General features: G+C 74.4%; 28 protein-coding genes. 10 read left to right on the forward strand and 18 right to left on the reverse strand.

Annotated elements, in window-relative coordinates; all coding sequences use genetic code 11:
* On the reverse strand, positions 1-1,083 hold the full coding sequence (pheS, locus tag KZX60_RS07765) for a phenylalanine--tRNA ligase subunit alpha (RefSeq protein ID WP_248117127.1): 1,083 nt from the start codon (positions 1,081-1,083) through the stop codon (positions 1-3).
* A gap of 86 nt (positions 1,084-1,169) precedes the next feature.
* Between pheS and KZX60_RS07770 the strand changes: the two genes are divergently transcribed.
* Positions 1,170-1,592 carry a CHY zinc finger protein gene (locus tag KZX60_RS07770; RefSeq protein ID WP_248117129.1) on the forward strand — a complete coding sequence of 141 codons (423 nt, stop codon included), beginning with the start codon at positions 1,170-1,172 and terminating at the stop codon, positions 1,590-1,592.
* On the forward strand, positions 1,589-2,023 hold the full coding sequence (locus KZX60_RS07775) for a hypothetical protein (protein WP_248117131.1): 435 nt from the start codon (positions 1,589-1,591) through the stop codon (positions 2,021-2,023). Before KZX60_RS07770 ends, KZX60_RS07775 begins: the two co-directional genes overlap by 4 nt.
* A gap of 71 nt (positions 2,024-2,094) precedes the next feature.
* Here KZX60_RS07775 and KZX60_RS07780 read toward each other — a convergent pair whose 3' ends face one another.
* On the reverse strand, positions 2,095-2,751 hold the full coding sequence (locus KZX60_RS07780) for a pyroglutamyl-peptidase I (protein ID WP_248117133.1): 657 nt from the start codon (positions 2,749-2,751) through the stop codon (positions 2,095-2,097).
* Between the two features lie 72 nt (positions 2,752-2,823).
* Between KZX60_RS07780 and KZX60_RS07785 the strand changes: the two genes are divergently transcribed.
* The gene (locus KZX60_RS07785; RefSeq protein ID WP_248117135.1) at positions 2,824-3,936 is read left to right on the forward strand and encodes an Rv2578c family radical SAM protein; all 1,113 of its coding nucleotides are present in this window, start codon (positions 2,824-2,826) and stop codon (positions 3,934-3,936) included.
* Between the two features lie 18 nt (positions 3,937-3,954).
* Here KZX60_RS07785 and KZX60_RS07790 read toward each other — a convergent pair whose 3' ends face one another.
* Positions 3,955-4,437, reverse strand: a complete 483-nt coding sequence (locus KZX60_RS07790) for an NUDIX domain-containing protein (protein ID WP_248117137.1) — start codon at positions 4,435-4,437, stop codon at positions 3,955-3,957.
* Positions 4,438-4,493: 56 nt separating this feature from the next.
* On the opposite strand from KZX60_RS07790, the gene KZX60_RS07795 reads away from it, so the two are divergent.
* Positions 4,494-5,723, forward strand: a complete 1,230-nt coding sequence (locus tag KZX60_RS07795) for an MFS transporter (RefSeq protein WP_248117139.1) — start codon at positions 4,494-4,496, stop codon at positions 5,721-5,723.
* A 119-nt stretch (positions 5,724-5,842) separates the two neighbouring features.
* Complete coding sequence (locus KZX60_RS07800) at positions 5,843-6,121, forward strand: GlsB/YeaQ/YmgE family stress response membrane protein (protein WP_248117141.1); 279 nt, start codon at positions 5,843-5,845, stop codon at positions 6,119-6,121.
* A 112-nt stretch (positions 6,122-6,233) separates the two neighbouring features.
* Here the strand turns inward: KZX60_RS07800 and KZX60_RS07805 are convergent, their stop codons facing one another.
* From KZX60_RS07805 to infC, 4 genes are all read right to left on the reverse strand, one after another.
* Entirely contained in the window at positions 6,234-7,121 is an 888-nt protein-coding gene (locus KZX60_RS07805) for an RNA methyltransferase (protein ID WP_248117143.1), read from the reverse strand.
* Between the two features lie 126 nt (positions 7,122-7,247).
* A complete protein-coding gene (gene rplT / locus KZX60_RS07810; RefSeq protein WP_248117145.1) occupies positions 7,248-7,634 on the reverse strand; it encodes a 50S ribosomal protein L20 in 387 nt (128 codons plus the stop codon).
* Between the two features lie 86 nt (positions 7,635-7,720).
* Positions 7,721-7,915, reverse strand: coding sequence for a 50S ribosomal protein L35 (gene rpmI, locus KZX60_RS07815; RefSeq protein ID WP_248117147.1), 195 nt, complete (start codon positions 7,913-7,915; stop codon positions 7,721-7,723).
* Positions 7,916-8,032: 117 nt separating this feature from the next.
* On the reverse strand, positions 8,033-9,358 hold the full coding sequence (gene infC / locus KZX60_RS07820; RefSeq protein ID WP_248117149.1) for a translation initiation factor IF-3: 1,326 nt from the start codon (positions 9,356-9,358) through the stop codon (positions 8,033-8,035).
* 123 nt (positions 9,359-9,481) lie between these two features.
* Between infC and KZX60_RS07825 the strand changes: the two genes are divergently transcribed.
* Positions 9,482-9,853 (forward strand): DUF1844 domain-containing protein, encoded by a 372-nt coding sequence (locus tag KZX60_RS07825; RefSeq protein WP_248117151.1) that lies wholly within the window; start codon positions 9,482-9,484, stop codon positions 9,851-9,853.
* A gap of 87 nt (positions 9,854-9,940) precedes the next feature.
* Here KZX60_RS07825 and KZX60_RS07830 read toward each other — a convergent pair whose 3' ends face one another.
* Positions 9,941-10,360, reverse strand: a complete 420-nt coding sequence (locus KZX60_RS07830; RefSeq protein ID WP_248117153.1) for a hypothetical protein — start codon at positions 10,358-10,360, stop codon at positions 9,941-9,943.
* Between the two features lie 369 nt (positions 10,361-10,729).
* On the opposite strand from KZX60_RS07830, the gene KZX60_RS07835 reads away from it, so the two are divergent.
* Positions 10,730-10,978 carry a WhiB family transcriptional regulator gene (locus tag KZX60_RS07835; protein WP_248117155.1) on the forward strand — a complete coding sequence of 83 codons (249 nt, stop codon included), beginning with the start codon at positions 10,730-10,732 and terminating at the stop codon, positions 10,976-10,978.
* 15 nt (positions 10,979-10,993) lie between these two features.
* Here KZX60_RS07835 and KZX60_RS07840 read toward each other — a convergent pair whose 3' ends face one another.
* Genes KZX60_RS07840 through KZX60_RS07850 form a run of 3 tightly spaced genes read right to left on the reverse strand, consistent with a single transcriptional unit; the run spans position 10,994 to position 14,750 of the window.
* Positions 10,994-12,502 (reverse strand): sensor histidine kinase, encoded by a 1,509-nt coding sequence (locus KZX60_RS07840; protein WP_248117156.1) that lies wholly within the window; start codon positions 12,500-12,502, stop codon positions 10,994-10,996.
* On the reverse strand, positions 12,472-14,106 hold the full coding sequence (locus tag KZX60_RS07845; protein WP_248117158.1) for an ATPase: 1,635 nt from the start codon (positions 14,104-14,106) through the stop codon (positions 12,472-12,474). The genes KZX60_RS07840 and KZX60_RS07845 overlap by 31 nt, the downstream gene beginning before the upstream one ends.
* Positions 14,107-14,108: 2 nt before the next feature.
* Complete coding sequence (locus tag KZX60_RS07850) at positions 14,109-14,750, reverse strand: flagellar biosynthesis protein FlgA (RefSeq protein WP_248117267.1); 642 nt, start codon at positions 14,748-14,750, stop codon at positions 14,109-14,111.
* A gap of 257 nt (positions 14,751-15,007) precedes the next feature.
* Between KZX60_RS07850 and KZX60_RS07855 the strand changes: the two genes are divergently transcribed.
* Positions 15,008-15,244: a helix-turn-helix domain-containing protein gene (locus KZX60_RS07855; RefSeq protein ID WP_248117160.1), complete on the forward strand. Its 237-nt coding sequence runs from the start codon at positions 15,008-15,010 to the stop codon at positions 15,242-15,244.
* Positions 15,245-15,265: 21 nt separating this feature from the next.
* Here KZX60_RS07855 and KZX60_RS07860 read toward each other — a convergent pair whose 3' ends face one another.
* Complete coding sequence (locus KZX60_RS07860; protein ID WP_248117162.1) at positions 15,266-15,829, reverse strand: hypothetical protein; 564 nt, start codon at positions 15,827-15,829, stop codon at positions 15,266-15,268.
* A 187-nt stretch (positions 15,830-16,016) separates the two neighbouring features.
* On the opposite strand from KZX60_RS07860, the gene KZX60_RS07865 reads away from it, so the two are divergent.
* Together KZX60_RS07865 and KZX60_RS07870 are read left to right on the forward strand one after the other, a co-directional pair.
* On the forward strand, positions 16,017-16,790 hold the full coding sequence (locus KZX60_RS07865; RefSeq protein ID WP_248117164.1) for a hypothetical protein: 774 nt from the start codon (positions 16,017-16,019) through the stop codon (positions 16,788-16,790).
* A gap of 83 nt (positions 16,791-16,873) precedes the next feature.
* Entirely contained in the window at positions 16,874-17,392 is a 519-nt protein-coding gene (locus KZX60_RS07870; RefSeq protein ID WP_248117166.1) for an Rv3235 family protein, read from the forward strand.
* A gap of 15 nt (positions 17,393-17,407) precedes the next feature.
* Here the strand turns inward: KZX60_RS07870 and secA are convergent, their stop codons facing one another.
* The 6 genes from secA to mtrA all read right to left on the reverse strand — a co-directional run bounded on the left by secA (position 17,408) and on the right by mtrA (position 26,351).
* Positions 17,408-20,143 (reverse strand): preprotein translocase subunit SecA, encoded by a 2,736-nt coding sequence (secA, locus tag KZX60_RS07875; RefSeq protein ID WP_248117169.1) that lies wholly within the window; start codon positions 20,141-20,143, stop codon positions 17,408-17,410.
* 200 nt (positions 20,144-20,343) lie between these two features.
* Complete coding sequence (gene raiA, locus KZX60_RS07880) at positions 20,344-21,033, reverse strand: ribosome-associated translation inhibitor RaiA (RefSeq protein ID WP_248117171.1); 690 nt, start codon at positions 21,031-21,033, stop codon at positions 20,344-20,346.
* Between the two features lie 209 nt (positions 21,034-21,242).
* Positions 21,243-22,034 (reverse strand): ComF family protein, encoded by a 792-nt coding sequence (locus KZX60_RS07885; RefSeq protein ID WP_248117173.1) that lies wholly within the window; start codon positions 22,032-22,034, stop codon positions 21,243-21,245.
* 98 nt (positions 22,035-22,132) lie between these two features.
* Entirely contained in the window at positions 22,133-23,917 is a 1,785-nt protein-coding gene (locus KZX60_RS07890) for an LpqB family beta-propeller domain-containing protein (protein WP_248117175.1), read from the reverse strand.
* On the reverse strand, positions 23,914-25,674 hold the full coding sequence (gene mtrB, locus KZX60_RS07895; protein ID WP_343282422.1) for an MtrAB system histidine kinase MtrB: 1,761 nt from the start codon (positions 25,672-25,674) through the stop codon (positions 23,914-23,916). Before mtrB ends, KZX60_RS07890 begins: the two co-directional genes overlap by 4 nt.
* Positions 25,671-26,351 (reverse strand): MtrAB system response regulator MtrA, encoded by a 681-nt coding sequence (gene mtrA, locus KZX60_RS07900; protein WP_248117191.1) that lies wholly within the window; start codon positions 26,349-26,351, stop codon positions 25,671-25,673. Before mtrA ends, mtrB begins: the two co-directional genes overlap by 4 nt.

Below are 26,351 nucleotides of genomic sequence, written 5' to 3' on the forward strand. Positions count from 1 at the left end.
TCAGACCTCCATGCCGAAGTGCTGGGAGAAGCGGACGTCGCCCTCGATCATGTCCCGCATGTCCGGGACCTCGTTGCGGAACATGAGCGTGCGCTCCACGCCCATGCCGAACGCGAAGCCGGAGAACTCGTCCGGGTCCAGGCCGGCGGCGCGCAGCACGTTCGGGTGGACCATGCCGCAGCCGCCCCACTCGATCCAGCGGGGGCCGCCCTTGGCGCCGGGATGCCAGATGTCCAGCTCGGCGGAGGGCTCGGTGAAGGGGAAGAAGTTGGGACGCAGGCGGATGGCCGCCTCCGCGCCGAACATCTGCCTCGCGAAGTACTCGAGCGTGCCGCGCAGGTGGGCCATGGTGAGGCCGCGGTCCACGGCCAGGCCCTCGAACTGGTGGAACACCGGGGTGTGGGTGGCGTCCAGCTCATCCGTGCGGAACGTGCGGCCCGGGCAGAGCACGTAGGTGGGCGCGCCGCGCTCCAGGAGGGAGCGCATCTGCACGGGGGAGGTGTGGGTGCGCAGGAGCAGATGGGCCTCGGCGGGCTCCACGAAGAAGGTGTCCTGCATCTCGCGCGCCGGGTGGTCCGGGGCGAAGTTGAGCGCGTCGAAGTTGAACCACTCGGACTCCAGCTCGGGGCCCTCCGCGATCTCCCAGCCCATGCCGACGAAGATCTCGGAGACCCGGTCCATGGTCAGGGACAGCGGATGGCGGGCGCCCGGGCGGCGGCGCCGGACGGCGGCCGTCACGTCCACGGTCTCCTCGCGCAGGATCCGCTCGGCGTGCTCGGCCTCCAGCACCGCGGTGCGGGCCGCAAGCGCCTTGTTCATGCGGCCGCGCGCGGCGCCCATGACCTTGCCGGCCTCGGCCTTGCGCTCCTTGGGCAGGGCACCGATCCCCTTGTTGGCCAGGGTGAGCGGGGCGCGGTCGCCGGTGTGGGCCAGGCGGGCGGCCTTGAGCTCGTCCAGGTCGTCCGCGGACTCGAAGGCGGCGAGGGCGGCCTGCACGGCCGCGTCCACCGCCTCGGCGTCCACGGGGGAGATCTCCGGAGCGGGCGCGGCGGACTCCGCGCCGGGCTCGGTGCTGGGTGTCATGGGGGCAACGACCTTCGCGTGCTGGCTGATGGGGGCGGGCCCAGTCTAGTGTCCGGGTGGGGACGGACACCTCTACGCTGAGCGGCATGACCGACGCCCCCGTCCCGCCGTCCGTGCCCGTCCGCGGGGTCGCCGTGGACGGGCAGACCCGGTGCGCCCACTACGCGAGCCCCCGCGACGTCGTCGCGATGCGCTTCGCGTGCTGCGACGCCTACTGGCCCTGCCACCGGTGCCACGCCGAGCTCGCCGGCCACCCGGCCGTCCCCGTGCCGGCCACGGACTTCGCCCGGCCGCACGTCCTGTGCGGAGTGTGCCGCGCCGAGCTGAGCGTCCACGCGTATCGCGCGGCCATGGCCGCCTCCCCGGACGGCGACGGCGGCACCTCCCCCGCCTCGCCGGCGTGCCCCTCGTGCGGGGCGGGCTTCAACCCCGGCTGCTCGGCCCACGCGCACCTGTACTTCGCGGTGCCGGAGCCCGGCCGGGCCGCGGCCGAGGGGTCCGACCGATGAGGGCCGCCCGGGCCCGCGGCCTGTGGAACCTCGTGAACCTGTCCACGCCCCTGGGACTCGTGGGCGCCGTCGTCGCGCGCTGCGAGCTGCGGCCGGGCCCCCTGGGCCTCATCGAGGCGCGCGGGTGGACGGCCCCCTTCCCGGGTGGGGCCGCGTTCACGGTGGGCGACGTGGTGTTCACCCGGCCCGGCCTGCGGATGACGCCGGAGCTGTGGCGGCACGAGGGCGCCCACGCGGCGCAGTACGCGGCGTGCCTCGGGCTGCCGTTCCTGCCGGCCTACGCGCTCGCGGCGGCATGGTCCTCCTGGCGCACGGGCGACCCGGCCTCCCGCAACGCGTTCGAGCGCGGCGCCGGGCTGGTGCGCGGCGGCTACGTGGAGCGGCCCGTGATCCGCACGCTCACGCTCCGGCCGCTCCGGCGACGCGGCTGAGCGGCGGCCGGGTCAGGCGGATCGGGGCCGGGCGGAACGGTGCGCGGGCGCGGGCGCGGGCGGAGCGTCCCTCAGTGCAGGGTGCCGCCGGGGACGGTCAGGTCCGCGCCGCCGTCGAGCGCGGCCAACGCGGTCTCCGCCACGGCGCGTGCGAGGTCGGCGGCCGGCAGTCCGGGCGCGTCCGCCGTCGGCCGGTGCTCGAGGTCCCACGGCACGTGCACGAACCCGGCGGCGCGCGCCGTCACCGGAGCGTCGAGCAGCGCGTACATGACGTGGTTGCACACGAAGGCGCCCGCCGAGAGCGAGGGCTCTGCGGGCACGCCGGCCGCGCGGATGCGGGCGACGGCGCGCTTGACGGGCAGCGTGGCGAAGTGCGCGGCCGGGCCGCCGAGCCGCACGGGCCGGTCCACCGGCTGGTCCCCCGCGTTGTCCGGAATGCGGGCGTCCTGCAGGTTCACGGCCACGCGCTCCACGCGCACGGACCCGGTGCCGCCCGCCAACCCGACGGCGACCACGGCCTCCGGGTGCATCTCCCCCAGTGCGGCGGCCAGCGCGGGCCCGGCCGCGGCGAACACGCACGGCAGCTCGACGGCATGCGCGCTCACCCCCTGCGCCGAAAGGAGGCCGACGGCGGCGCGCGCGGCGGCGATCGAGGGGTTGTGGGCGTCCCCGCCGAAGGGCTCGAAGCCCGTGAGGAGGACGCGGACGGGGGTGGCGTGGACGGTCATGCGCCCAGGGTAGGCGCGAAGAGGAATCGAACATGCTTGCGATGTCATTCGAACATGTGTTCTACTGAGGTCATGCGATGGGAAGCGCAGACCCTGCGGTCCGAGGGCGGATCCGAGCAGGCGGAGGACGGCACACCGGCCGGAGCCCCCGCTCTGCTCCCGCTCTCGGACCTGCAGCGGAGCATCACCACGCCCGAGTTTGCAGGCATCACGTTCCACGAGGTCCTGGCCAAGAGCGTGCTGAACTCCGTCCCGGAGTCCTCGGCGATGCCGTTCCGCTGGACCGTGAACCCGTACCGCGGCTGCACCCACGCGTGCCGGTACTGCTACGCCCGCAGCACGCACTCGTTCCTGAACCTGGACGCCGGGGCGGACTTCGACCGGCAGATCGTCGTGAAGGTGAACGCCCCCGAGGTGCTGCGCCGGGAGCTCGCGCGGCCCACGTGGGGCCGCCAGAGCGTGGCGCTGGGCACCAACACGGACCCCTACCAGCGCGCCGAGGGCCGGTACCGGCTCATGCCCGGGATCATCGCCGCCCTCGCGGACTCGGGCACCCCGTTCTCCGTGCTCACCAAGGGCACCCTGCTCGCTCGAGACGTCCCGCTGCTGCGTGCCGCCTCCCGGTCCGTGCCCGTGCAGGTCTCCCTCTCCCTGGCGGTCCTGGACCCGGCCGTGGCGGCGGCGGTGGAGCCGGGGACGCCGTCCCCGGCCGCGCGGCTGCGCCTCATCGAGCAGCTCGCCTCCGCCGGGGCCGAGGTCACCGTCATGGCCATGCCCCTGCTGCCGTGGCTGACGGACTCGGAGGGGCAGATCGACGCGCTCATGCGGGCGGTCGCCGGAGCTGGCGCCGCCCACGCGCTGGCCGGCGCCCTCCACCTGCGTCCCGGCGCCCGGGAGTGGTACCTCGCGTGGATCGAGCGGGACCATCCCCATCTGCTGGAGGGGTACCGCCAGATGTACGCCCGGTCCTCGTATGCCCCGGCCGCCTACCGCCGCACGCTCGCGCGGTCCGCGGCCGAGGCCGCCCGGCGGCACGGGCTCGGCCGCCACGGCGCGCACGGCGTGCGGCGCGACGACGGCCCGCGCCCGGACGGCTCCCCCGCTCCCGCGCCGCGGCGGACGGGGCGTCCCGGGCCGACGGCGGGTCGCTCGGACCTCGCGGAGGCGCAGCCCGCGCTCTTCTGAGCGCGGCGGCCGCCGCGGTCAGGCGAAGGCGTCCTCCAGCTGCGCCAGCACGGCGTCCACGATCGGCCGGTCGGCGGGGATCCACGGGTGGGCGTGGAGGTCCTCGGCGGTCAGGGGCGTCCACGCGAGCCGGTCATGGTCCTGCAGGGCCGCCGGTTCGGCCGATCCCTCCTCGAGGACGCCGTAGAAGACGCGCATCCGGGCGCCGTCGGCCAGCTTCCATCCGATCGTCTCCGGGGCCGCCACCTCCGCGCCCAGCCGCACGCGCGCGCCGAGCTCCTCCCGGACCTCGCGCAGCAGCGCCTCGCGGTCCGACTCCCCCGGCTCGACCTTGCCGCCCGGGAACTCCCACAGCCCGGCCAGGGACGCGGGGGCGCTGCGGCGGGCCGCCAGGAGGACGCGCGGGGCCGCGGCGTCGTCGAGGAGGGCGACACCCACCACCGTCCGCCTCGGCGGCGGGGGCGGCACGGGGGGCGTGGCGTGCGATGTGTCGGAGGTCATGTGGCCACCCTAGCCAGCGGCGGCGACCCGCCCGGTGCACTCCGTAGGCTTGAGCGGTGCTGACCCCCTCTCCCGACTCCCCCACCCCCTCCGGGCCCGACGCCCTGGTGCGGCGCCGCCCCGCCCGCCTGCTCCCCGCGATCCTGGCGCTCGCCCTCGGCAGCTTCGCGATCGGCACCACCGAGTTCGCGATGATGGGGCTCCTGCCGCAGGCGGTCGACGACCTCGGCGTGGGATTGGAGACCGGCGGCGTGCTCATCTCCATGTACGCCCTCGGCGTGGTCGTGGGCGCCCCCGTCCTGGCCGCCGCGTGCGCGCGCATGGACCGCCGGCTCACGAGCATGCTGCTCATGGCCCTCTTCGCGATCGGCCACGCGGCCTCCCTGCTGGCCCCGGACATCACCACCATGATGCTCGCGCGCTTCGTCTCGGGCCTGCCCCATGGTGCGTTCTTCTCCGCCGCCGCCCTCGCGGCCGCGGACCTCGCCGGCCCCGCCCGGCGCGGCCAGGCGATCGCGTGGGTCATGGCGGGGCTCTCGGTGGCCAACGTGATCGGGGTGCCCCTGGCCACGGCCGTGGGCCAGGCGTCCGGCTGGCGCTGGATGTTCGTGATCGTGGCGATCTGCGCCGTCGGCTGCATCGCGGCGACCGCGTTCCTCGTGCCTCCGGTGCCCGCCCCGCCGGGCTCGTCCGTGGCGAACGAGGTCCGTGGCCTGGCCTCCCCGCGGCTGTGGGCGACCGTCGCCGTCGGGGTGATCGGGTTCGCGGGGATGTTCGCCCTCTACACCTACATCACGCCGCTCCTGACCCGGGTTGCGGGGCTGGATCCGCGGTGGGTCCCCGCCGTCCTGGCGCTCTACGGCGTGGGCATGGTGGTCGGGACGCTCGTGGGCGGCGCCCTCACCGACCGCGACCCCGTGCTGACCCTGCGCGTGAGCTTCGCGGCGAGCGGGGTGGCGCTGCTCGGTGTCGGCCTCACCGCCTCGTGGCTGCCCGTCATGATCGTGTTCCTCTTCCTGGTGGCGGTGACCGGCTCCGGCATCGCCCCGGCCCTCCAGGTGCTGCTGGTGGACTCCGCGCCGTCCGCCCCGCAGCTGGCCGGGTCCCTCAATCACTCCGCGCTGAACATGGCCAACGCGATGGGCGCCTGGGTGGGGGCGACGGCGATCGGCGCGGGGGCATCCCTGCAGGTCCCGCCCACGATCGGCGCGGGGATCGCGGCGCTCGGACTGGCGCTTTCCCTGATTCTGGTGAGCCGCAGACGGATTTCCGCGTCGGGAAAATGAGAGTCGGGTCACCGCATTGATCTGTTGTCAGCGGGTGACGTACCCCCATAGGGGTTGATACAGTCGCAGGTGTAACGGCGTCACACAAGTGCACGTCCCACCATCGAAAGGTCTTCATCATGGGCTTCATTGCTTGGATTATCCTCGGCCTCATCGCCGGCGCCATCGCCCGCATGATCCTCCCCGGCTCGCAGGGGTCGGGCTGGATCGGCGCGCTCATCACCGGCGTGCTCGGCGCCATGCTGGGCGGCTGGATCGCCTCTGCGCTCTTCCACGTCAACGTGAACGAGAAGTTCTTCGACCTCGGCACCTGGTTCTGGGCCATCCTCGGCGGCGTCATCGTGGCCGCCATCTGGCAGGCCGTTTCCCGCCGCATGGGCCGCGGCACCCGCGTCTGATCCTCGCGATCTGACACGCACCGCCTGAAAGGGGTGGGAGACCGGACACCCGGTCTCCCACCCCTTTCGCATGCCCGCATCGCGGGCCTCCCGCGTCCGCCGGGTCCCGGGGTCAGGCCCGGTCGGCCCGGGCGTCTCCGTCGCGCGGAGCCGCCATCGCGGAGGCGTAGAGGCACACCGTGGCGGCCGTGCCCACGTTCAGGGACTCGGCCGCCCCGTACAGCGGCACCGCCACGCGACGGTCGGCCCGGGACATCTCCTCGTCGTCCAGGCCCTGGGCCTCGTTGCCGAACAGCCACGCCGTGGGCCCGCCCGTGATGTCACGGGGCAGCGTGTCCAGGCGGTCCGGCGCATAGCCGTCGGCCGCCCACACCTGCAGGCCCGCGGCCCGCGCCCGCTCCGCCGCCTCTCCCACCGGAACGCCGACCGCCAACGGCACGTGGAAGAGCGATCCCGCGGTGGACCGCACCACCTTCGGGTTGAAGGGGTCCACGGAGCCCGGGGTGAGGACCACGGCGTCCGCGCCCGCGGCGTCCGCGGCCCGCAGGACGGTCCCCGCGTTGCCGGGGTCCTGCACCCGGCAGAGCACCGCGGCCAGGCGGGCGCCCTCCAGCACGGCCGACGCCGAGCGCTCCTCGGGGATCCGGGCCACCGCCACGATCCCCTGTGCCGTCACCGCATCCGCCATCGCGCCGAGCACCTCGGCCGTGGCCGTGCGCACGGGCACGTCGGTCAGGCGCCCCACCAGTGCGGCAAGGTCCGGGTCACGCTCGGCGAGCCCCTCCCCCACGAACACCTGCACCAGGACGTGGCCGGCGGGCCACTGCTCGACGGGCGCCGGCCCCTCGCCCAGGTGCGCGCGCAGGGCTTCGCGGCACCCCTGGGGGCCCTCCACGAGGAACGTGCCCGTGCGGCGTCGGGCGGAACGGGTGGCCAGTGCGGCCACGGCACGGACGCGGTCCGCCCGAGGATTGGCGAGCAGGGCGGCGTCCGGGGTCATGCGGGGGCTCCTTCGGGGTGGGGCAGGGGCGGGGACGCCGATGGGGGCGGGCCGGAATCGGCCCGCCCCCATCGGCGTGGTGCTCACGTTCGCGCGCGAACCGCGCGACGCGCGCTCCGTGTCGGCTCAGCGGCCGGCGGCCGGGGCGTTCACGTCCGCGGGCAGCGCGGCGCGCGCGGTCTTCACCAGCGCGGTGAAGGTGGCGGCGTCCGAGACGGCGATCTCGGCCAGCATGCGGCGGTCGACCTCGACGCCGGCCAACTTCAGGCCCTGCATGAAGCGGTTGTAGGTCATGCCGTTGGCGCGGGCGGCCGCGTTGATGCGGGTGATCCACAGGCGACGGAAGTCGCCCTTGCGCTTGTGACGGTGCTGGTAGTTGTAGGTGAACGAGTGGAGCAGCTGCTCCTTCGCCTTGCGGTACAGGCGAGACCGCTGACCGCGGTAGCCGGACGCGCGGTCCAGCATGGTCCGACGCTTCTTGTGGGCGTTCACTGCCCGCTTCACACGTGCCACGTGCGACTCCTATCTGTGATGCCCCGCCGGTGCGTCCGAGAGCACGTCGGCGGGAGGGTGCCCGGCACAGGGCCGGACGGGGGTGATCAGATGCCGAGCATCCGCTTGATGGTCTTGATGCTGCCCTTGGAGACGACCTTGTCGCCGGCGAGGCGGCGGGTCAGGCGCGAGGACTTGTGCTCCAGGTAGTGGCGGCGGTTGGCCTGCTGGCGCATGATCTTGCCGGAGCCGGTCACGCGGAAGCGCTTCTTGGCACCGCTGTGGGTCTTCATCTTCGGCATGGCTGCCGTTCTCCTTCGTTCTTCAGCTGCCGGACACGGGTGGTGCGGCAGTGCTGTGCTCACCCATCCCGTGCGGGATGGGCTGGACTGGGACGGCCCGAGGGCCGACGTCGACGCTCAGGCCCCCTTGGCGCCCGGCTTCGGCGCACCGCCACGCGGGACGCCGGGCTTGGGCGGGGTGGGCATCGGCCGACCGGCGCCCGGCTTGGGGGCACCGGGCTTCGGGGCCGCGACGGGCTTGGGGGCGGCGGCGGGCTTCGGCGCCGACGCCGGCTGGGTGACCGGTGCCGGGGCGCTCGGCTGGGCCGCGGGGCGCGGAGCGGACTCCGACGTCGGCGCGGCGCCGCGGCGCGGCTCGGCCGAGCGGGGCGCGGACTGCGGACGCGGAGCCGCCTGCGGGCGGGCGGGCCGCTCCTGGGCCGCCGGGCGCGCCTGCGGCGCGGGGGCCTTCACGGACTCGGAGGGCGCCTGCGACGCCGGGGCCTCGGGGGCCTCCACCGCAGGAGCCGACGGGGTGGTGCGCGGCTCGGCCGCGAGACGGCGCAGCTCCTCCGGGAACGCGTCGCCCACCGAGTTCGAGACGGGCGCGGCGTTCTCCTTGGCCTTCTTCTCCGCGGCGGCACGCGCCTCACGGGCGGCCTGGTCACGGCGCGAGCCGCCGTCGGCACGCTCGCGATGACCCTCGCCGGAGTCCTTGCGCTGCTCGGCGCGGGCCTCCGCCTTGGTCTTGTGCGGGCCGATGACCATGACCATGTTGCGACCGTCCTGGCGCGGCTGCGACTCGACGCTGCCCAGGTCCGCAACGTCCTCCGCGAACTTGTGCAGGAGCTTGATGCCGAGCTCCGGGCGCTGCTGCTCGCGGCCGCGGAACTGGATGATGGCCTTCACCTTGTCACCCTGGCCCAGGAACTTCTTGGCGTGGCCGGTCTTCGTCTCGTAGTCGTGCGTGTCGATCTTCAGGCGGAAGCGGACCTCCTTGAGGACCGTGTTCACCTGGTTCTTGCGCGATTCACGGGCCTTCACGGCGGCCTCGTACTTGTACTTGCCGAAGTCCATCAGCTTGCACACCGGAGGCTTGGCCGTGGGGGCCACCTCCACGAGGTCGAGGTCGGCCTCGGCCGCGAGCCGCAGTGCGTCCTCGATGCGGACGATGCCGGCCTGCTCGCCGTTCGGGCCGACGAGGCGGACTTCCGGAACGCGAATACGCTCGTTGATGCGGGGATCGCTGATGGCGCTACTCCTGTGTTGAGACGACGGGGTGGACTCCGCGCGGCGCGACAGGACGGGCCTCTGAAACGAGAGAAGGCCTCCCCTGCGGTGACGCAGACGGAGGCCTCGACGCGATCCCGACGGACGGGACCCTCGACAACGGGACGCGACGGGCGTGATGCACCCGGCGGACCGATCGGTGACCCGGCAACTCGGCCCGGTGGTGCCGGACATGCTGCTGACGCGGGTGGGAGGAGGCCTCCACTTGTCCTCCCGGGGCTGACGCCGCGGCGCCGGGCCCGTGGGCCAGACTGCTGCGTGCACAGACCGGGAGTGGTCTGTGGGAAGCTTACCACCATGACCGATGAACGTCACCCCCAGGCCCCGCAGGACGCCGGCGCGCCGGCCGAGATCCGCGACATCCACGAGGTCCCCGCCGTGGAGGTCATCACCACCACGGCCGTGCACCTCATGACCGCCGCCGCCGTGAAGGTGGGACTCGCCGACAGCCCGGACGCGCGAGAGCTCATCGACCTCGACGAGGCCCGCAAGCTCATCACGGCCCTCGCCGGCCTCGTGGTGTCCGCCGCCCCCGAGATCGGCAGTCAGCACGCCGGCCCGCTCCGCGACGGCCTGCGCTCCCTGCAGCTCGCCTTCCGCGAGGCCTCCCCCTTCCCGGACGCGCCGGGCAAGGGCCCGGGCGAGAAGCTCACCGGCCCGGTCAACTGACCGCGCCCGCCACAGACGGGCCGCCGCCTCCCTCGGAGGCGGCGGCCCGTCGTCGTCCCGGAGCCCGGGTCCGTGCCGGCTGACGCGTCAGCGGCGGTCCGCGCCGGCGGGCGTCCCATCGGAGGCGGGTGAGAGGTGCCGGGTGACCGGACCCGTGAACAACGCGATGAGGGCGACGCCGGAGAGCACCAGCAGCCCCGCCCCCAGCGGTGCGGCGCCCATGCTGATGAGCCACCACGAGAGCAGCACGGCGAACAGCTGCACCGCGGTGGTGGCGCCCCGACTCCAGGCACGCCCGCGCACCATGGCCACGGCGGCGGCGCCGACCCACACCCCGAGCAGCAGGTAGAGCACCGCGAGGAACACCTGGGCTCCGGACGGCAGGACGCCGCCGCCCACGTGGGCCAGGGCGTCCACGGCGAGCCACAGCAGGGCGATCGACTGGGCGGCGAGCACGCCCGCCACCAGCAGGACGGCCGCGGGCGGGCGGCGACGGGACGGGGCCATGGCGGACTCCCCTTCGGGTGGTCGAGACGACGATGGGCGGTCGGCAGCGGTGCGCGCGGCCGGCTCCACGCTACGCGCTCCCGGCCGCGGATGCCGGTCGCCGAGGTGACGAACGACTCACCCTCGCGGCCTGTGATCGTTGTCATTCACCTCTTGTTCACACTGGGGCCCCGTGCGAGGATTGTTCCCAATGCAATCGACGGGGGCCGAATCGCCAAGACTCGGTCCCCGTTCTGATGACCGGGTCGTGCACGCCCCGGGGCCCGGCCCAGAGTCCGTGGAGCCCCGAGCGCCCACTCCAGGCCGCGGCCACGACTCCCCGGGGACCCACGACGGACCCGGGACACTAGACAGAAAGCGAGCATCCCCATGGATTGGCGCAGCAAGGCCGCGTGTCTCGACAAGGACCCGGAGCTCTTCTTCCCGGTGGGCAACACCGGCCCGGCCCTCCTCCAGATCGAGGAGGCCAAGGCCGTGTGCCGCACGTGCGACGTGATCGACACGTGCCTCAAGTGGGCCATGGAGTCCGGCCAGGACTCCGGCGTCTGGGGCGGCATGAGCGAGGACGAGCGCCGGGCCATGAAGCGCCGGGCCGCCCGCGCGCGCCGCGCGTCCTGACCCGCCGACGCGGCGTCAGGACGCTGGCACCCGCACGCTGACGCGCGTGCCGCCGTCGGGGCGCCGCTCCCAGCGGATGGCGCCCTGCAGGTCCCCCTCCACCAGCGTCTGCACGATCCGCAGCCCGAGCCCCGACGACGTCGGCGCCGGCTGGAAGTCGCCCGCGTCCCCCTCGAGGGGAGCCCCTGTTCCGCCGTCCTCCACCGTGACCACCAGGACACGGCCCGAGGGCGTGTCCTCCTGACGCGCGCGCAGCGCGACGTGCCCCCCGCCCGGCCCGGTCCCATGCTCCACCGCGTTCGTGGCCAGCTCGTTGAGCACGAGGGCCAGCGGCGTGGCCACGTGCGTCGGGAGCTCGCCGAACTCCCCCGTCACCTCCGTGGCGAGCGGCCGGCCGTCGCCCGCCACCTCCACCGCGAGCCGGAACTGCCGCTGCAGGAGGCCGTCCACGGGGATGTGGCCGTCGATCTCCTCGCTGAGCGTCTGATGCACGAGCGCGATGGTGTCCACGCGCTGCATCGCCTGACGCAGTGCACGCCCGGCCTCAGTGGAGTCCATCCGCCTGGCCTGGATCCGCAGCAGCGAGCCCACGGTCTGCAGGTTGTTCTTCACGCGGTGGTGGATCTCGCGGATCGTGGCGTCCTTGCTCACGAGACGCTGCTCCTGACGGCGGAGCTCAGTGACGTCGCGGAGCATGAGGAGCGCGCCCGTCCAGCCGTCACCGCCACGCAGGGGGACACTGCGCACCGTCAGGGTGGCGCCGCCGGCCTGCACCTCGGTGCGCCCGGCCCGCCGGCCGCCGAGGATGGACCACGCGCCCTCCTCCACGGGACGCCGAGCCGCGGCGGTGCTCAGCAGGATGTCCGTGAGCGCACGCCCGAGCAGCGGTGCGGTCACGCCGAGGCGTCGCAGGGCCGAGACCGCGTTCGGGCTCGTGAAGCGCGCCCGCGAGTCCGCGCCCAGCACCACGAGCCCGTCGCCGACGCGCGGGGTTCCCCCGATCCAGAAGGCCGGCGGATCCTCCGGGTCGGGCCAGCGGCCATGCTGCATCATGTCGAGCAGCTGGTCCGCGGCAGCGCCGTAGTTCTCCTCGATCGCCGAGCGGGCGGGCCGGCTGTTCGGGTCCGCGTGGGCGCTGACCACGCCGATCACCCGCCCCTCGCGGACCACGGGCCACAGCCGCACCTGGAGGGTGCCGCCAGGAGCGACCACGGGCTCCACGCCCTCGCCCGGGGCGTCGGCCCGCCACACCCGGTCCACGAGGGCACGCAGGTCGGCGCGGACCCGAGAGCCGACGATGTCGCGCTGGAACAGCGTGGGGGCCGTGAAGGGACGCACCTGGGCCACGGCCACGTAGCCGCCGGCCGGCTCGGTGTGCGGCACGGGGTACCAGAGGACGAGGTCGGCGAGGCCGAGGTCGGCGACGAGCTGCCAGTCCCCCACGAGCATCTGCAGCCAGGAGCGCTCCTGCTCCCCCAGGTCGGGGTGCGAGTTCAGGGGGTCCGACGCGAGAGTGCTGACCATGGGACCAGCCTACGGCCGCTCCCCCGCCGCCCTGCGGCAGCGTCGTCCTCCGTGCCCGACCGCGTCGCCCGCCGCCGACGGCGCCCGTCCCCCGGCGGCACGGCCCCCTCCCTGCGCGCGAGGGACGCGACGGCCCGGCGCAGGGGGCTGGACGGGGCCGCCTCGGCGAGCACCTGCCCGCCCAGCAGTGCACGGTCCGCGGCGCCCGGGTCCCACGGAAGGAACGCGGCCACGGGCACGGGAGGTCCGTAGCGCGCCCAGACCGAGCTCACCTGGGCCCGCGGCGACACCCCGGATGCCCCGGCCCGCGTGCGGTTCACCACCACGCCGATGCCCTCGGCGGTCACCGTGCGGCCGAGCGCCTCGACCCCTCGGATGAGGCGCGGGAGGCCCACGGCGTCCGCCGTCCCCACCGCCAGCACCCGGTCTGCGGCGCCGAGCGCGGCGAGCGTGGCGGCGTTGCGCTGTGGGGCGGGGACGTCGAAGGAGAGCTCCTCGTCCTCCTCGAGGCTGAAGCCCACGTCCACGACCACGCGGTCCCAGTGCTCGCGTGCCGCGGCCAGGATGCGCTCGACGGCCGAGCCCCGCACCTCCGGCCAGCGGTCCGGCCGGGACAGGCCCGTGAGCACGTCCATCTCCGCGCCGGCCACACGGACGCGCACGGCGGCCTCCACGAGGTCGGCGGCCGTGATGCGCTCACGGTCCGCCCGTCGTGCTGCCCGGGACACGCCCGCCGTCTCGTCGGCCAGGCCCAGATGTGCGCCGACGGCCGGTCCGTAGGTGTCCAGGTCCACCAGGAGGGTGGCCAGCCCCGTGAGCGCCAGCTCGGCCGCCACGTTCACCGCGACGGTGGTGCGGCCCGGGGCGCCCGTGGGCCCCCAGACCACGACGACCCGACTCGGCCCCCGTCCCGAGGCACCGTCGCCCGGGCCGCCGTCGTCCGTCGCCGCCTTCGGCGCATCGTCCCCCACGTCCTCGGTCAGCACCGTGGGGGCCGCACCGCCGTCCGTCGTGGCGGCACCCTCGCCGATATCCGGCGCGGGGCCGCCCCACACCTCGGAGAACGCGGAGTCCGGCACGGGCTGCCCTGCGAGATCCCAGCGCGCCGTGGGATCGACGCCCACCGGGAGGGATCCGGTGTCGACCTCCACGGTGCCGGGGACGGCGTCCACGGAGTCCACGGAGTCCACAAGGGCCTCCACTCCATCCGGCTCCTCCTCGGCCAGGCCGGCCGTGGGCTGCACCCCCAGTGCGGCGGCGCGCGCCGCGTCCTGGATCGCGCGGGCCAGCTCGAGGGGCGCGGCGTCGGCGCGCAGGCACGGCACGCCGAGCCCGCGGAGGCGGACCCGCTCGGAGCGGATGTCACTCAGGGCCACGATGCCCACGGGCCGCGGGGCCGCCTCGAGCTCGTCCAGGAACGCGCGGGTCAGCTCGTCCGATCCACCGGCCACCAGCACGGCGTCCACCATGCCGGAGCGTGCGGCCGCGATCAGCTCGGCGAGGTCGGCGGCGCGACGCAGGACCGTGACCTCCCTCTGACTGCGTTCGAGGACCCCGATGAGGTCCGTGCCGGGCGCCACGGTGACGGCCAGGGAGATCCGCACGGTCAGGCCGCCCCGAGGGCAGGGACCACCGTGATGCGGGCGTCCGTGACCTTCGCGTCAAGCAGGCGAGGCAGCACGTCCTCGTCCACCATGAGCTGCACGCGTGCGGCGGGTCCTCCCCCCAGGGCGCCCTGGTCCTCGGCGAGCTCGATGATCTCGATCCCCTCCGCGAGCCGCTGCGGGTCCGCGTGACCGCGGCCGCCCTCCACCGGCGCGGCGACCCACACGTCCACCCGGTCACCGACCCCGACGCCGTCCGGCAGCGGCTCGTCGAGCTCCACCCCGACGGGCCGGCGACGCTGGGGGTCGACCTCTCCGAGCAGGCGCAGCGGCACCAGCTCGCCCGCCCGCACGGTCCCCGACGCCACGCGGCCCGCGGGCGGCGGCCCGTCCGCGCGCAGGTAGAGGTGCCCGGCGTCGCCGAGGTTGGCCTCCGCGGGCGCGAACTGCTCCGCCTCGACGGGGGCTCCGGGGACGATGTCCCGCGTGGCCGCCCAGTACGAGTGGGTGCGCTGGGAGGCGGAGACCAGGGCGACGACCCCCGCGACCGAGGCGAGCACCAGCACGAGCCCGACGATCAGACGCGGATCCCGCCACCGCGGACGACGCAGTCGCGTGCCCTCGGCCGGCGCGTTGACGTGCATGGACACGGTGGGTCCCCCTTCAGGACGGGCCCGGCGAGGGGCCGCGCGGGCCTGAGCACCCCGTCGGTGCCTCCCCCGCCCCGCGCTGGCACCAGGGTATCCACCGACGGCGCGGGATCCCATGCCTGGCGCCTGGGTGTGGAAAAGTGTCCGGAACCGTCCCGGTCACGATTCAATGGGGGACGACGACGCGGTCGCGACCCCGACCGCGTCCGCCCGCCTCGGAGCTCCGGGGCGACGACCCGTGGAGGAGCATCGTGCAGCGCTTTCTGACCCTGACGGACGTGGCCGAGGTCCTCAACGTCTCGGCCGGGCAGGCTCGCGCGCTCGTGCGCAGCGGAGAGCTCCAGGCCATCCAGGTCGGAGGCCGCGGCCAGTGGCGGATCGAGCAGTCCTGGCTGGACGAGTTCATCCAGCGCCAGATGGAGCGCACGCAGGCCCGCGTGCGGGAGTGGGCGGAGTCCGGGACGGACATGGACGCGGACGTGCGCTGAGCCGGCCCGTCGGTCCCGTCCTCACTCCAGCCCCTCCGCGCCCCGCACGAGCCCGACCGCGGAGAACGGCACCACGAGCACGCCCCGCACCGCTCCGCGGCGGCGCGCCTCGTCGCGGGCGTGGCGGGCGATGTCCAAGTGGTCCGCGCCGACCCGGTCCACCGTCCCCTCCACGATCACATCGCCCCGCAGGCCGACCACCGTGACGGCGGCACGCGAACGCGCCACGCCGCGCAGCACCGCCGCCAGCCCGATCTCGCCGGCCACGCCGGCAGGCTCGGGGACCGCGGCGCCCAGCGACCCCTCGACGGCCGCCACCGCGGCCGTCCGCACGACGGCGGAGCCGCCTCCGGTCAGGTCGACGCCGAACCACGTCCGCCCCACGGTCCGCACCCGGACGTGGAGGGCCTGTCCCCCCACGAGGTGCACGCGGAGGTCCGCGCCGCGGGCGCCGCGGAGCCGGTCCGCCAGCGTGATCCCGGCCCACTCCGCGCGCGTGAGCTCGGCGGCCTCGGCCACCGTGCCCTGCCACCCGAGGTCTGCCCAGCGCGCCTCGATGTCCTCGAACAGTCCGTCCCACCGCATGCCGCCAGCCTAGGGGTGCGGCAGCGGCGGGATGAGGTGCGCCGTCCGTCCGACGTCGCCACGTCACCGAATGACAGCAAACGACATCAAAGGACACCATTGACAATCGAACGGGACCAGGCTTGACTGTGGATCGTCAAGCGACACCGGCCACGGGGCCGGCACCGCACCAGGCCTGGAGGGGACCATGCCGCACATCCTTGACCATCACGCCGCCCACACAGCGGGGTCCGCGACGCGCACCGACGTGGCGGGGACCGTCCTGCTGACCCTCTCGGGGCCCGTCCTGCTCCTCTCGGCCGCCACGTTGACGGCGGCCGCTCCGCGCGGCCCCGGCCCTCAGCTGACGCACGCCCTCGGCCTCGCGGCCGGGGGCGCCGGTGCCCTCCTCCTCCTGTGGTGGTGTCTCGGCGCGCTCGGCGTCGCCCTCATGGCGTTCGGTGAGCACGCGGGCCACCGCGGGCTCACCCGGATCGGCTCCCGCATGGCCCCCGCCGTGATGCGGCGGGCGGCCTGCGCCGTCCTGGGGCTCCACCTCATCGGTGCCCCCGCCGCCTGGGCCGCACCCGCGCCGGCCCCCGCCACGGCGGCGGCGCTCGCCGATGCGTCGTGGACAGCCGCACCGAGCCCCACACCTCGAATCGGCACGGTCCCCGGACCGCTGCCCGACGCTGGCTGGATGCCGCGCTCCCCCACCCCTGCCCCGCCCGGCTCCGCGGACCGGCCGACGCAGGATCGGCCCACGATGACCGTGCGGTCCGGGGACTGCCTGTGGGACATCGCCGAGGAGGAGCTCGGCCCGGACGCGACGCTGCGCGAGGTCGACCTGCGCTGGCGCGAGTGGTACCGGGCCAATCGGGCGGTCATCGGCGAGGACCCCCACCTGATCCTGCCGGGCACCGTGCTGGTGGCCCCGGTCTTCTCCCCCCATGTCCCCGAGGCCGGCGGAGCCCGCAGATGACACGCGCGGTCCACTCCGACCCCGGCACCCGCCTCGACCATTCCGCCCGCCGTCCCCCTGCCCTCAGCCTCCCGGAGGATCCCATGACCGCTCTCGCCGCCGCCCACCCGCCCGTCGCCATGTCCCGCCCGTCGTCCGCACCACCCGTCCGAGGGCAGGGCCGCCCTGGCCAGGAGAGCCTGCTGCACGGCCCCGCCCGCCGGCCCTCCGCACTGCCTGGCACGGAGGAGCTGGTGCGGCGGGCCGCCGCGGAGCAGGGACGTGAGGAGCTGCGTCGCGCCAGGTCGCTCGTCGCAGTCGTCGCCGTCGCGTGCGTCGAGGTGGAGGCGGGTCGGCGTCCGCTGCGCGACCTCGCCGGCTGGCTCTCCCCGGAGGTCTACGACAAGGTCGCACGGCGGCTGGAGCTGCTCGCCTCGTCTCCGGCGACGCGCGGCACCGGCACGCCGCCGCCCCGACCGGTGGGCGCACGGGTGTGCGAGGTCGCCCCCGGCCGGATCGAGGCCAGCGCCACGGTGTTCACCGACGGGCGCGCCCGGGCCTTCGCCCTTCGTCTCGAGCGCCGTCTCAGCCGGTGGAAGGTGACCACGGTCGAGATGGGCTGACGCCGGCCCGCCCCGTCAGTCGCGGCGTTGGCGTCGCTGGGCGGCGCGGCGGGACCGGCGGTTCGTGCCGGCCTCCACAGTGGCCCCGGACTCCGTGGTCACCTGGGTGGCCGTGGCCGTGCCGTCCTCCGAGGGACCGCTCAGGCGCAGCTGCGCGGGCTGCCGCGGGGCGTCCACGCCCTCCACGCTGATCTGCGGCGTCATGGTGGCCGCGCGGGCGTCCTTGATCCCCGGCAGGCTCGTCGGGGCCGGGGCGGCGGAGATCTGCGCCTGGAAGAGGGTGCGGACGGACTCCTCGCGGATCGCGGCGAGCATCGCCTGGAACAGGGTGTAGCCCTCGCGCTGGTACTCCACCAGCGGCTCTCGCTGGGCCATCGCGCGCAGGCCGATGCCCTCCTTGAGGTAGTCCATCTCGTAGAGGTGCTCCTGCCACTTGCGCCCGATCACGGAGAGCACGACGCGCCGCTCGGCCTCGCGCAGCGCCTCGGAGCCCACCTGCGCCTCGCGATCCTCGTAGGCCAGCAGGGCGTCGGAGACCAGCTCGCGGCGCAGGGTCGTGGCCTTGAGGCGGCCCCGTCCGCCGGTCTCGGCGAGCACGTCCTCCTGGCTGATGCCCACCGGGTAGAGCTGGGCGAGGTCCGCCCACAGGGCGTCCAGGTCCCACTCCGTGGGGTGGCCGTGCTGGGTGGCGGCGTCCACGATGCCGCCGACGGCGTCCTCCACGAACTGGCGCACCCGCGCCGCGAGGTCCTCGCCCTCGAGGATGGAGCGGCGGTCCGCGTAGATGGCCTCACGCTGGCGGTTCATCACGTCGTCGTACTTGAGGACGTTCTTGCGCTGCTCCGCGTTGCGGCCCTCCACCTGGGTCTGCGCGTTCTGGATGGCCGCGGAGACCATCTTGAACTCGAGGGCCATGTCGTCCGGGATGGAGGAGCTGTTCATGATCCGCTGCGCCGCGCCCGGGTTGAAGTTGCGCATCAGCTCGTCCGTCAGGGACAGGTAGAAGCGGGACTCGCCCGGGTCGCCCTGACGGCCGGAGCGGCCGCGCAGCTGGTTGTCGATGCGGCGGGAGTCGTGGCGCTCGGTGCCGAGCACGTAGAGGCCCCCGGCCTCGATCACGGCGTCGTGGTCCTCCCGGACGGCCGCCGTCGCCTCCTCGAGCACGGCGGGCCAGCGGGCCTCGTACTCCTCCGGATGCTCGGTGGCGTCGAGGCCGAGCTCCTGCATGCGGGCCACGGCCGCGAACTCGGCGTTGCCGCCGAGCATGATGTCGGTGCCGCGGCCGGCCATGTTGGTGGCCACGGTGACCGCGCCCGGGCGGCCGGCCTGCGCGACGATCGCGGCCTCGCGCGCGTGGTTCTTCGCGTTGAGCACCTCATGGCGGATGCCCTCCTTGGCCAGGAGCGTGGAGAGGTACTCGGACTTCTCCACGGACGTGGTGCCCACGAGCACGGGCTGCCGGGCGGCGTGGCGGTCGACGATGTCCTTGACGACGGCGTCGAACTTGACCTTCTCGTTCTTGTACACGAGATCGTTGCGGTCAACGCGCTGCTTCGGCCTGTTCGGGGGGATCACCACGACGCCCAGGCCGTAGGTGGACGTGAACTCGGCGGCCTCGGTCTCCGCGGTGCCGGTCATGCCGGAGAGCTTGTCGTAGCCGCGGAAGTAGTTCTGCAGCGTCACGGTGGCCAGCGTCTGGTTCTCGGGCTTGACCTCCACGCCCTCCTTGGCCTCGATCGCCTGGTGGACGCCCTCGTTGTAGCGTCGGCCCGCGAGCACGCGGCCGGTGTGCTCGTCCACGATCTGGACCTCGCCGTCCAGCACCACGTAGTCCTTGTCCCGCTTGAACAGCTCCTTGGCCTTCACGGCGTTGTTCAGGAACTGGATGAGGGTGGTGTTCTGGGACTCGTAGAGGTTCGCGATGCCGAGGTGGTCTTCCACGGCCTCGATGCCCGGCTCGAGGATGCCCACCGTCTTCTTCTTGTGGTCCACCTCGTAGTGGGTGCCCTCCTCGAGGCGCCGCACCACGCGGGCGAACTCCGCGTACCACCGGTTGGCCTCGCCCTGGGCGGGCCCGGAGATGATCAGCGGCGTGCGGGCCTCGTCGATGAGGATCGAGTCCACCTCGTCCACGATCGCGTAGTGGTGGCCGCGCTGGACCAGCTCGTCGAGGGACCAGGCCATGTTGTCCCGCAGGTAGTCGAACCCGAACTCGTTGTTCGTGCCGTACGTGATGTCTGCGTTGTACTGCGCGCGGCGCGTGGCCGGGTCCTGGCCGGAGAGGATCACGCCGGTCTCCATGCCGAGGAAGCGGAACACGCGGCCCATGAGGTCCGCCTGGTAGGACGCCAGGAAGTCGTTCACGGTGATGACGTGGACGCCCTTGCCGGTCAGGGCGTTCAGGAAGGCCGGCGCGGTGGCCACGAGGGTCTTGCCCTCGCCGGTCTTCATCTCCGCGATGTTGCCACGGTGCAGGGCGACGCCGCCGAGGAGCTGCACGTCGTAGTGCCGCTGGCCGAGGGTGCGTCCCGAGGCCTCCCGGACGGCGGCGAACGCCTCCGGCAGCAGCAGGTCCAGGGACTCGCCGTCCGCGTGCCGGGCCTTGAGCGCGTCCGTCTCGGCGCGGAGCTCGGCATCGCTGAGCGCTCGGAAGTCCTCCTCGAGCAGGTTCACGGCGTCCACCGTCCCCCTCATGCGCGAGAGCACACGGTTGTCGGAGATCTTCAGGACGCGGTCGATGATCGAAGGCACTGGTTCCTCTGCTCCCTAGCGGTGTGGCCGAGCACGCGGGGAGCGCCCCCTCGGCCGGCCGATGCGCGGTCTTCTGCGACAGTCTACGGTCCGAGCCCGGACGCGCCGCGGCGCCCGCTCGGTGGCGCGAGTGCCGCGGCGCACGGGGCAGTCCGCGGAGCACCCCGGCGACGACGTGCCTGCCGCCGGGGTGCCCGTGCTCAGTCGGCGGAGGCCTGGTACTCCCGCTCCTGGACCCTCTGGCCGGCCACGTGGTCGGCCGGCAGGGACTCGTCGAGGCGGATGACGCCGTAGCTCCACCCGCGGCGGCGGTAGACCACGGAGGGGACGCCGGTCTCCGCGTTCTGGAAGAGGTAGAAGTCGTGGCCCACCAGCTCCATGGCGTCCACCGCCTCGTCCACGCCCATCGGGGTGGCGGGGAACGCCTTCTCGCGGATCCGCACGGGCGTGCCGGGCTGGGGCTCGCCGTCGTCGGCGGCGTCCGCGCCGGCGGCCGGAAGGTCCGCTCCGGTCGCGGGCAGCGGCGGGACGAAGGCCACCTCCCCGGCACCGCGGGAGGACGCCGCGCCGCGGCCCGTCCGGCGGTCCTTGCGACGGTCGCGCAGGCGGCGCAGGCGCTCGGCGAGTCGCCCGCAGGCCAGGTCAAAGGCGGCCAGCTTGTCGTCCGCCGAGGACTCGGCCCGGATCACGTCCCGCGGCCCGCGCACGGTGAGCTCCACGGTCACGGACTCCTCGGAGTGTCGGTGGTGCGAGGACTTGGTGACCTTCACCTCGAGCTGGGTGGCGTCGCCGGCCAGCGGCTCCAGCCGTGCCGCTCGCTCCGCCACATGCTCGCGGAACCCGTCCGTGAGCTTGAGGTCGTGGGCGATGTAGCTGACATCCATGGTCATGGCGTCCTCCTGGTCCGACGGTCACAGACGCCCCGCCGCGCAGAAGGGGTGGACGACCTCTCGGACCGCCTCCCGACCCTGCAGGTCGGCGACCGGTCAGAGGGGAGACCTCCTTCCAGCCGCCGGCGGGACGGGAACCGGGGAACCGGTTCCTTGCCCGCCACCCTACGCCGCGGGGCTCCCGCATTCCAGTGGATTCGTGACGCGCCTCACGGTCCAGGTCTCGTCGTGGTCTCCCGCCGCCCCGGCTCCACCCCGGCCACCACCACCGCTCCCACGGGCCGGGCGCCGGCCTCCCACGCGGCCGCGGCGAGCGCCCTGAGGGTGGCTCCGGTGGTGACCACGTCGTCCACCAGGAGCACCGGCGTCCCCGCGGGCACGCGACCGGGCATCGGCCGCCAGCGGCGGGAACGGCGGCGGCGCTGCGTGGCGCCGGATCCCGCATGCTGCGGCGCACCGCCCGCCCAGCTCGGCAGGGCCGTGAGCGCGCCCCGGGGCGCCATCACGAGGTCGGAGCGCACCCACTCCGGCGGGAGACCACGGGCGAGCTCCGCCACCGGGTCGTAGCCGCGCCGGCGGAATCCGGCCGCGCTGCCCGGCACGGGGAGGAGGAGGGCGGCAGCGGCGTCCGGCACGCCGGGGTCGCACCGCAGGGCCGCCGCGGCCAGGGCGAGGGCCTCCCCCAGCGGCGCACGCAGGTGCAGGGCGTGGTGGTCCTTGAAGGCCAGGAGCGCGGTGGACAACGGCGGCTCGTACACCCCGGCGGCCATCACGGGCAGGGGTGCGCCGCCGGGGCCGAGCGGGAGCGCCAGCGCCCCCTCCTCCACGCGCCGCGGCCGTGCGAGCGCCGCCTCCAGGTCACGGCGGCACACCGGGCACAGCCGGGTGGCCGGCTCCCCGCACACGACGCACTCCGCGGGCAGGACCAGGTCCACCAGCCCCTCGACGATCGCGCCGACTCCTCCGGCACCGCCCCCGTGCCGGCTCTCACTCCCCCGCATGGGACCAGGCAAGCACCGCCGTGGACGGCCCGCCCCCGCGCGTGCCCCCGCTGGGGACGAGGGCGCCCCCGGTGACTCCTGTGCAGGGGCCTCGCGGCTCAGCCGGGGAAGGCCAGATCGCGCACGGGCCGGCTGAGCTCCTGTGCCCGCCACGAGGACCCGACCAGCATGAACACGGTGTCCTGCGTCTCGGCGTACAGTGTGCCGCGGTCCCCGGCCGAGACGCCGGTGAGCCCGGAGAGCGGGTTGAGCTGACGCGTCGTGCCGTCGAGGTCGATGATCTCCGGGGTCACCCGGTCGTCCTCGTCCCTGGCTGTCGCGCTGGCGATCAGGCTGGTGTCCCCCACCCACTCCACCAGGTCCGGATCCTCCTGGCTCGGCAGCAGCAGCGGCTCGGTCAGGGAGGCGGGCACGCCGTCGGAGCCTCGCACGACGCCGGCCACCCGCACGGTGCGCCGCTCGCCGTCGTCCACCACGAGCGCGGCCCGGGCGCCGCCGCGGGAGATCCGCAGGGCGACGATGCGCTCGCCGTCCTCCAGCCACGGGGCGGTGACCACGCGCCCGGAGCCGTCTCCTCCTGGCTCGAGGGGGCTCGCCTGGATCCGCGCGGACCCGCCGGCGTCGACCGTCCAGGCCCAGCCGAGCGCGTCGATGCTCGGCGGGGTCAGGCCGGTGCCCCTCACGGCCTGCTCCAGCCTGCCCTCCGCGGTGGCGAGGTAGAGGGAGGTCCGGTCCTGAGTGAGGAACGCGAACCGGGTGCGGTCACGGCTCATCGCGGGGACCGCGGGGTGCAGGTCGGCGACGTTCGGGACCCCGCCCACGGGCGTCACGCTCAGACCCTGGAAGAACGCGAGTCCGCCGGTGGAGGGGGCGACGCCCACCTGCACCGACTCGGCGGGCGGGTCGACCTGGACCGGGACGGGGGTGGCGTCGCCGCCGCTCGAGGCCAGGGGGGCGCCCTCCACCGAGACCTCCACCCGGTTCACGGAGGCCAGGCCCGTGAGCGTGAGCCGCAGCTGCTCCTCCATGCGGTAGCGCGCCTCCGCGTCCGCGCCCTCGACGGCGGCGTCCACGAGGTCCACGCGGGCCACGCCGGCTTCGTCCACGGGGACCGCGGGGTGGGTCAGGTCGGTCCCGGAGCGCACGGGGAACGCGGACACCGTGGCCCCCGTGAGGTAGGGCGCGGGGCCGTGGAGCAGCGCGCGCGTCGCGGCCGTCACCGTGGTCCCGCGATTGACGAACCACCGCACGTCCGCGACGGCGTAGGTCATGGTCTGGTCGAAGAACACCAGGTCGTGCGGAGCGTAGACCTGGGTGAACTGGGAGAGGGAGAGCAGTGTGCCGTCGTCGACCGCCGAGATCCGCGGGCCCTGCTCGGTCTCGTCGAGGGTGATCTCCCAGGCGCGTGTGCTGCCGGGCGGGGCCATGGTGCGCAGCCCGTACTCGTCCACCTCGGAGTCCACCTCCACCTGGATCTGGTAGGAGTCCTCGGCCACCCGCGTGATGGTGGGCTGCGCCGAGTAGACGACCGTGCGCTGGGCCGGGTTCCACTGCCGCGTGGCGGGACCGGTGAGGTGCTCGCGGGCGATCTCGTAGTCGTCCTGCGGGCTCGTGCCCGCCAGGATGAACCCGCGGATCACCTCCTCGGCGTCCGCCCCGTCGGCGGGGCCGGGCGGACGGAACTGCGGGGTGTCGGCGGAGGCACGGTTGTCCGCGAGGGGCTCTCCGGTGCGCACCGGGGAGGACTGGGGGATCTGCGTGCAGCCCGCCAGCACCAGGCAGGCCGCGAGGGTCGCGGACAGGGCGGCCGTGTGTCGCCCGCGGGAGGTGGGCGGGCGGAGCGGGGCTCGGCGGCGCGGCTCGGCTCGATGTGGATCGCTCACGATTCCTCCTCGGACAGGGGCGGGGCGGGGATCGGGTGGGATCCGGCCCCCGAGGGGTCGCCCCCCGGACTCCGGCCGTCCGCGGCCGCCGCGGCGATCACGGCGTTCCAGCGCGTCTCGGGCAGCGGGCGGTCCAGGTCGTCGGCGCGCCGCCGGCCGGACTCGGAGTACTGGGGCGGGGTGCTCATCGCGGCGCGCACGAGCGGCTCGGGCGCCTCCATCCCGGCCGGGGTGGCGGACCGCCGGCGGGGCAGGGAGAGCATGAAGCATGATCCCACGCCCAGCTCGCCCCACGCCTCGAGGCGGCCGCCGTGCAGCCGGGTGTCCTCCGTCGCGATGGAGAGGCCCAGACCGGAGCCGCCCGTCGTGCGCTTGCGCGACGGGTCGGCCCGCCAGAAGCGGTCGAACACGCGCTGGACCTGCTCGGGGCTCATCCCGACGCCGTGGTCCACGACCGCCACCGTGACCACTTTGACGTCGGCGCCCACCACGACGTCGACGGGCGCGCCGTCCGCGTGCTCGATCGCGTTGTTGACGAGGTTGCGCAGGATCCGCTCGATGCGTCGAGGGTCCACCTGGGCCTCGAAGGTCTGCCCCTCCGCCCGGCCGAGCGGCACGAGGTAGACGGGCACCTCCGCCTGCTCGGCGAGGGGCTGGGCGGTGAGCACCACGTCACGCGCCAGCTCCAGCAGATCGGTGCGCTCGAGCGCGAGCGAGGCCGCGCCGGCGTCGAAGCGGGTGATCTCCAGCAGGTCCGCGAGCATGGCCTGGAAGCGGTCCACCTGGTGGTGCAGCAGCTCGGTGGAGCGTCGGTTCACGGGGTCGAAGTCCTCGCGGGAGCCGTAGAGCACGTCGGCGGCCATCCGCACCGTGGTGAGCGGGGTGCGCAGCTCGTGGGAGACGTCGGAGACGAACCGCTGCTGCGTCTGGGAGAGCTGGGCCAGCTGGGTGATCTGATCCTGGATGCTGTCCGCCATCCGGTTGAACGAGGTCCCCAGACGCGCCAGCTCGTCCTCGCCGCGCACGGGCATCCGCACGGCCAGGTTCCCGCCGGAGATCGCCTCGGCGGCGCTGGCGGCCTCCTGGACCGGGCGAACGAGACGGCCCGCCGCCCACGTGGACAGCACCACGTTGAGGACGATGAAGCCCGCGCCGAACACGAGCAGGACCCGCAGCACGGAGTCGAGGGACTCCTGGACGTCGGAGAGGTCGTAGACGAGGTACAGCGCGTAGCCGGCCCCCGGGGGCAGCACCACCTGGGTGCCGAAGGCGAGCGCGGGCCGCGGGACGCCGGCGGCGTCGGGCAGGGAGATGCTCGCGTCGTACACCCCGGGGCCCTGGGCCACGGCCCGTTGCAGGTCCTCCGGGATCACGGACGGATCGAACTGCGCGGAGGAGATGGTGCCGACATAGGCGGACTCGGACTCGGGCAGCGGCGTCAGGTGGAAGCGACGGCGGATCGTGGTGCCGGTGTCCCCCTCGAGCGCACGCAGCGTCTGGCTCACGAGCGCGTCCGTGCTCTGGTCGTCCGAGGCGGTGGAGCCCGCGAAGGTCTCGTGCACCCGGCTCAGACCGCGCCGGGCCTCGGCCTCCACCTGCTGGTACCGGGACTGGAAGAGGGCCTGGGTGATCTGCTGCGTGAGGAGCCCGGAGAGGGCCAGGCCGGCCACGAGTGTCAGCAGGGCGGCGAGCACAGCGCTGCGCAGCCGGAGGGACTGGGCCCAGCGGTGGCGCAGTGCCGTCCACGCGCGCGTCAGGACTGGCCCGCCTTGTACCCCACGCCGCGGACGGTCAGCACCACGGACGGGTTCTCGGGGTCACGCTCCACCTTCGAGCGCAGGCGCTGGACGTGGACGTTGACGAGGCGGGTGTCCGCCTGATGACGGTAGCCCCAGACCTCCTCGAGCAGCATCTCGCGCGTGAAGGCCTGACGCGGCTTGCGGGCCAGCGCCACGAGGAGGTCGAACTCAAGGGGCGTGAGCGAGAGGGCGGTGCCGCCGCGGGTGACCTGGTGGCCGGCCACGTCGATCTCCACGTCCCCGATGCGCAGCAGCTCCGCGGGGCGGGTCTCGCCCTCGCGCAGGCGCGCGCGCACCCGGGCCACGAGCTCGGCCGGCTTGAAGGGCTTGGGCACGTAGTCGTCCGCGCCGGACTCCAGCCCGCGGACCACGTCCGCGGTGTCGGACTTGGCCGTGAGCATCACGATCGGCACGTCCGACTCGGCGCGGATCAGCTTGCAGACCTCGATCCCGTCGATGCCGGGCAGCATGAGGTCCAGCAGCACGAGGTCCGGGCGCTCGGCGCGGAACGTCGGCAGAGCGGACGTGCCGTCGGCGGCGAACGCGGGCTCGAAGCCGTCGTTGGTCAGGACGATGCCGATCATCTCCGCGAGCGCCTCGTCGTCGTCCACCACCAGGATCTTGGCCCTGCTCAT

Origin of the sequence: Micrococcus sp. EYE_212, from assembly GCF_023147585.1 — a bacterium.
Taxonomy (GTDB): Bacteria; Actinomycetota; Actinomycetes; order Actinomycetales; family Micrococcaceae; genus Micrococcus.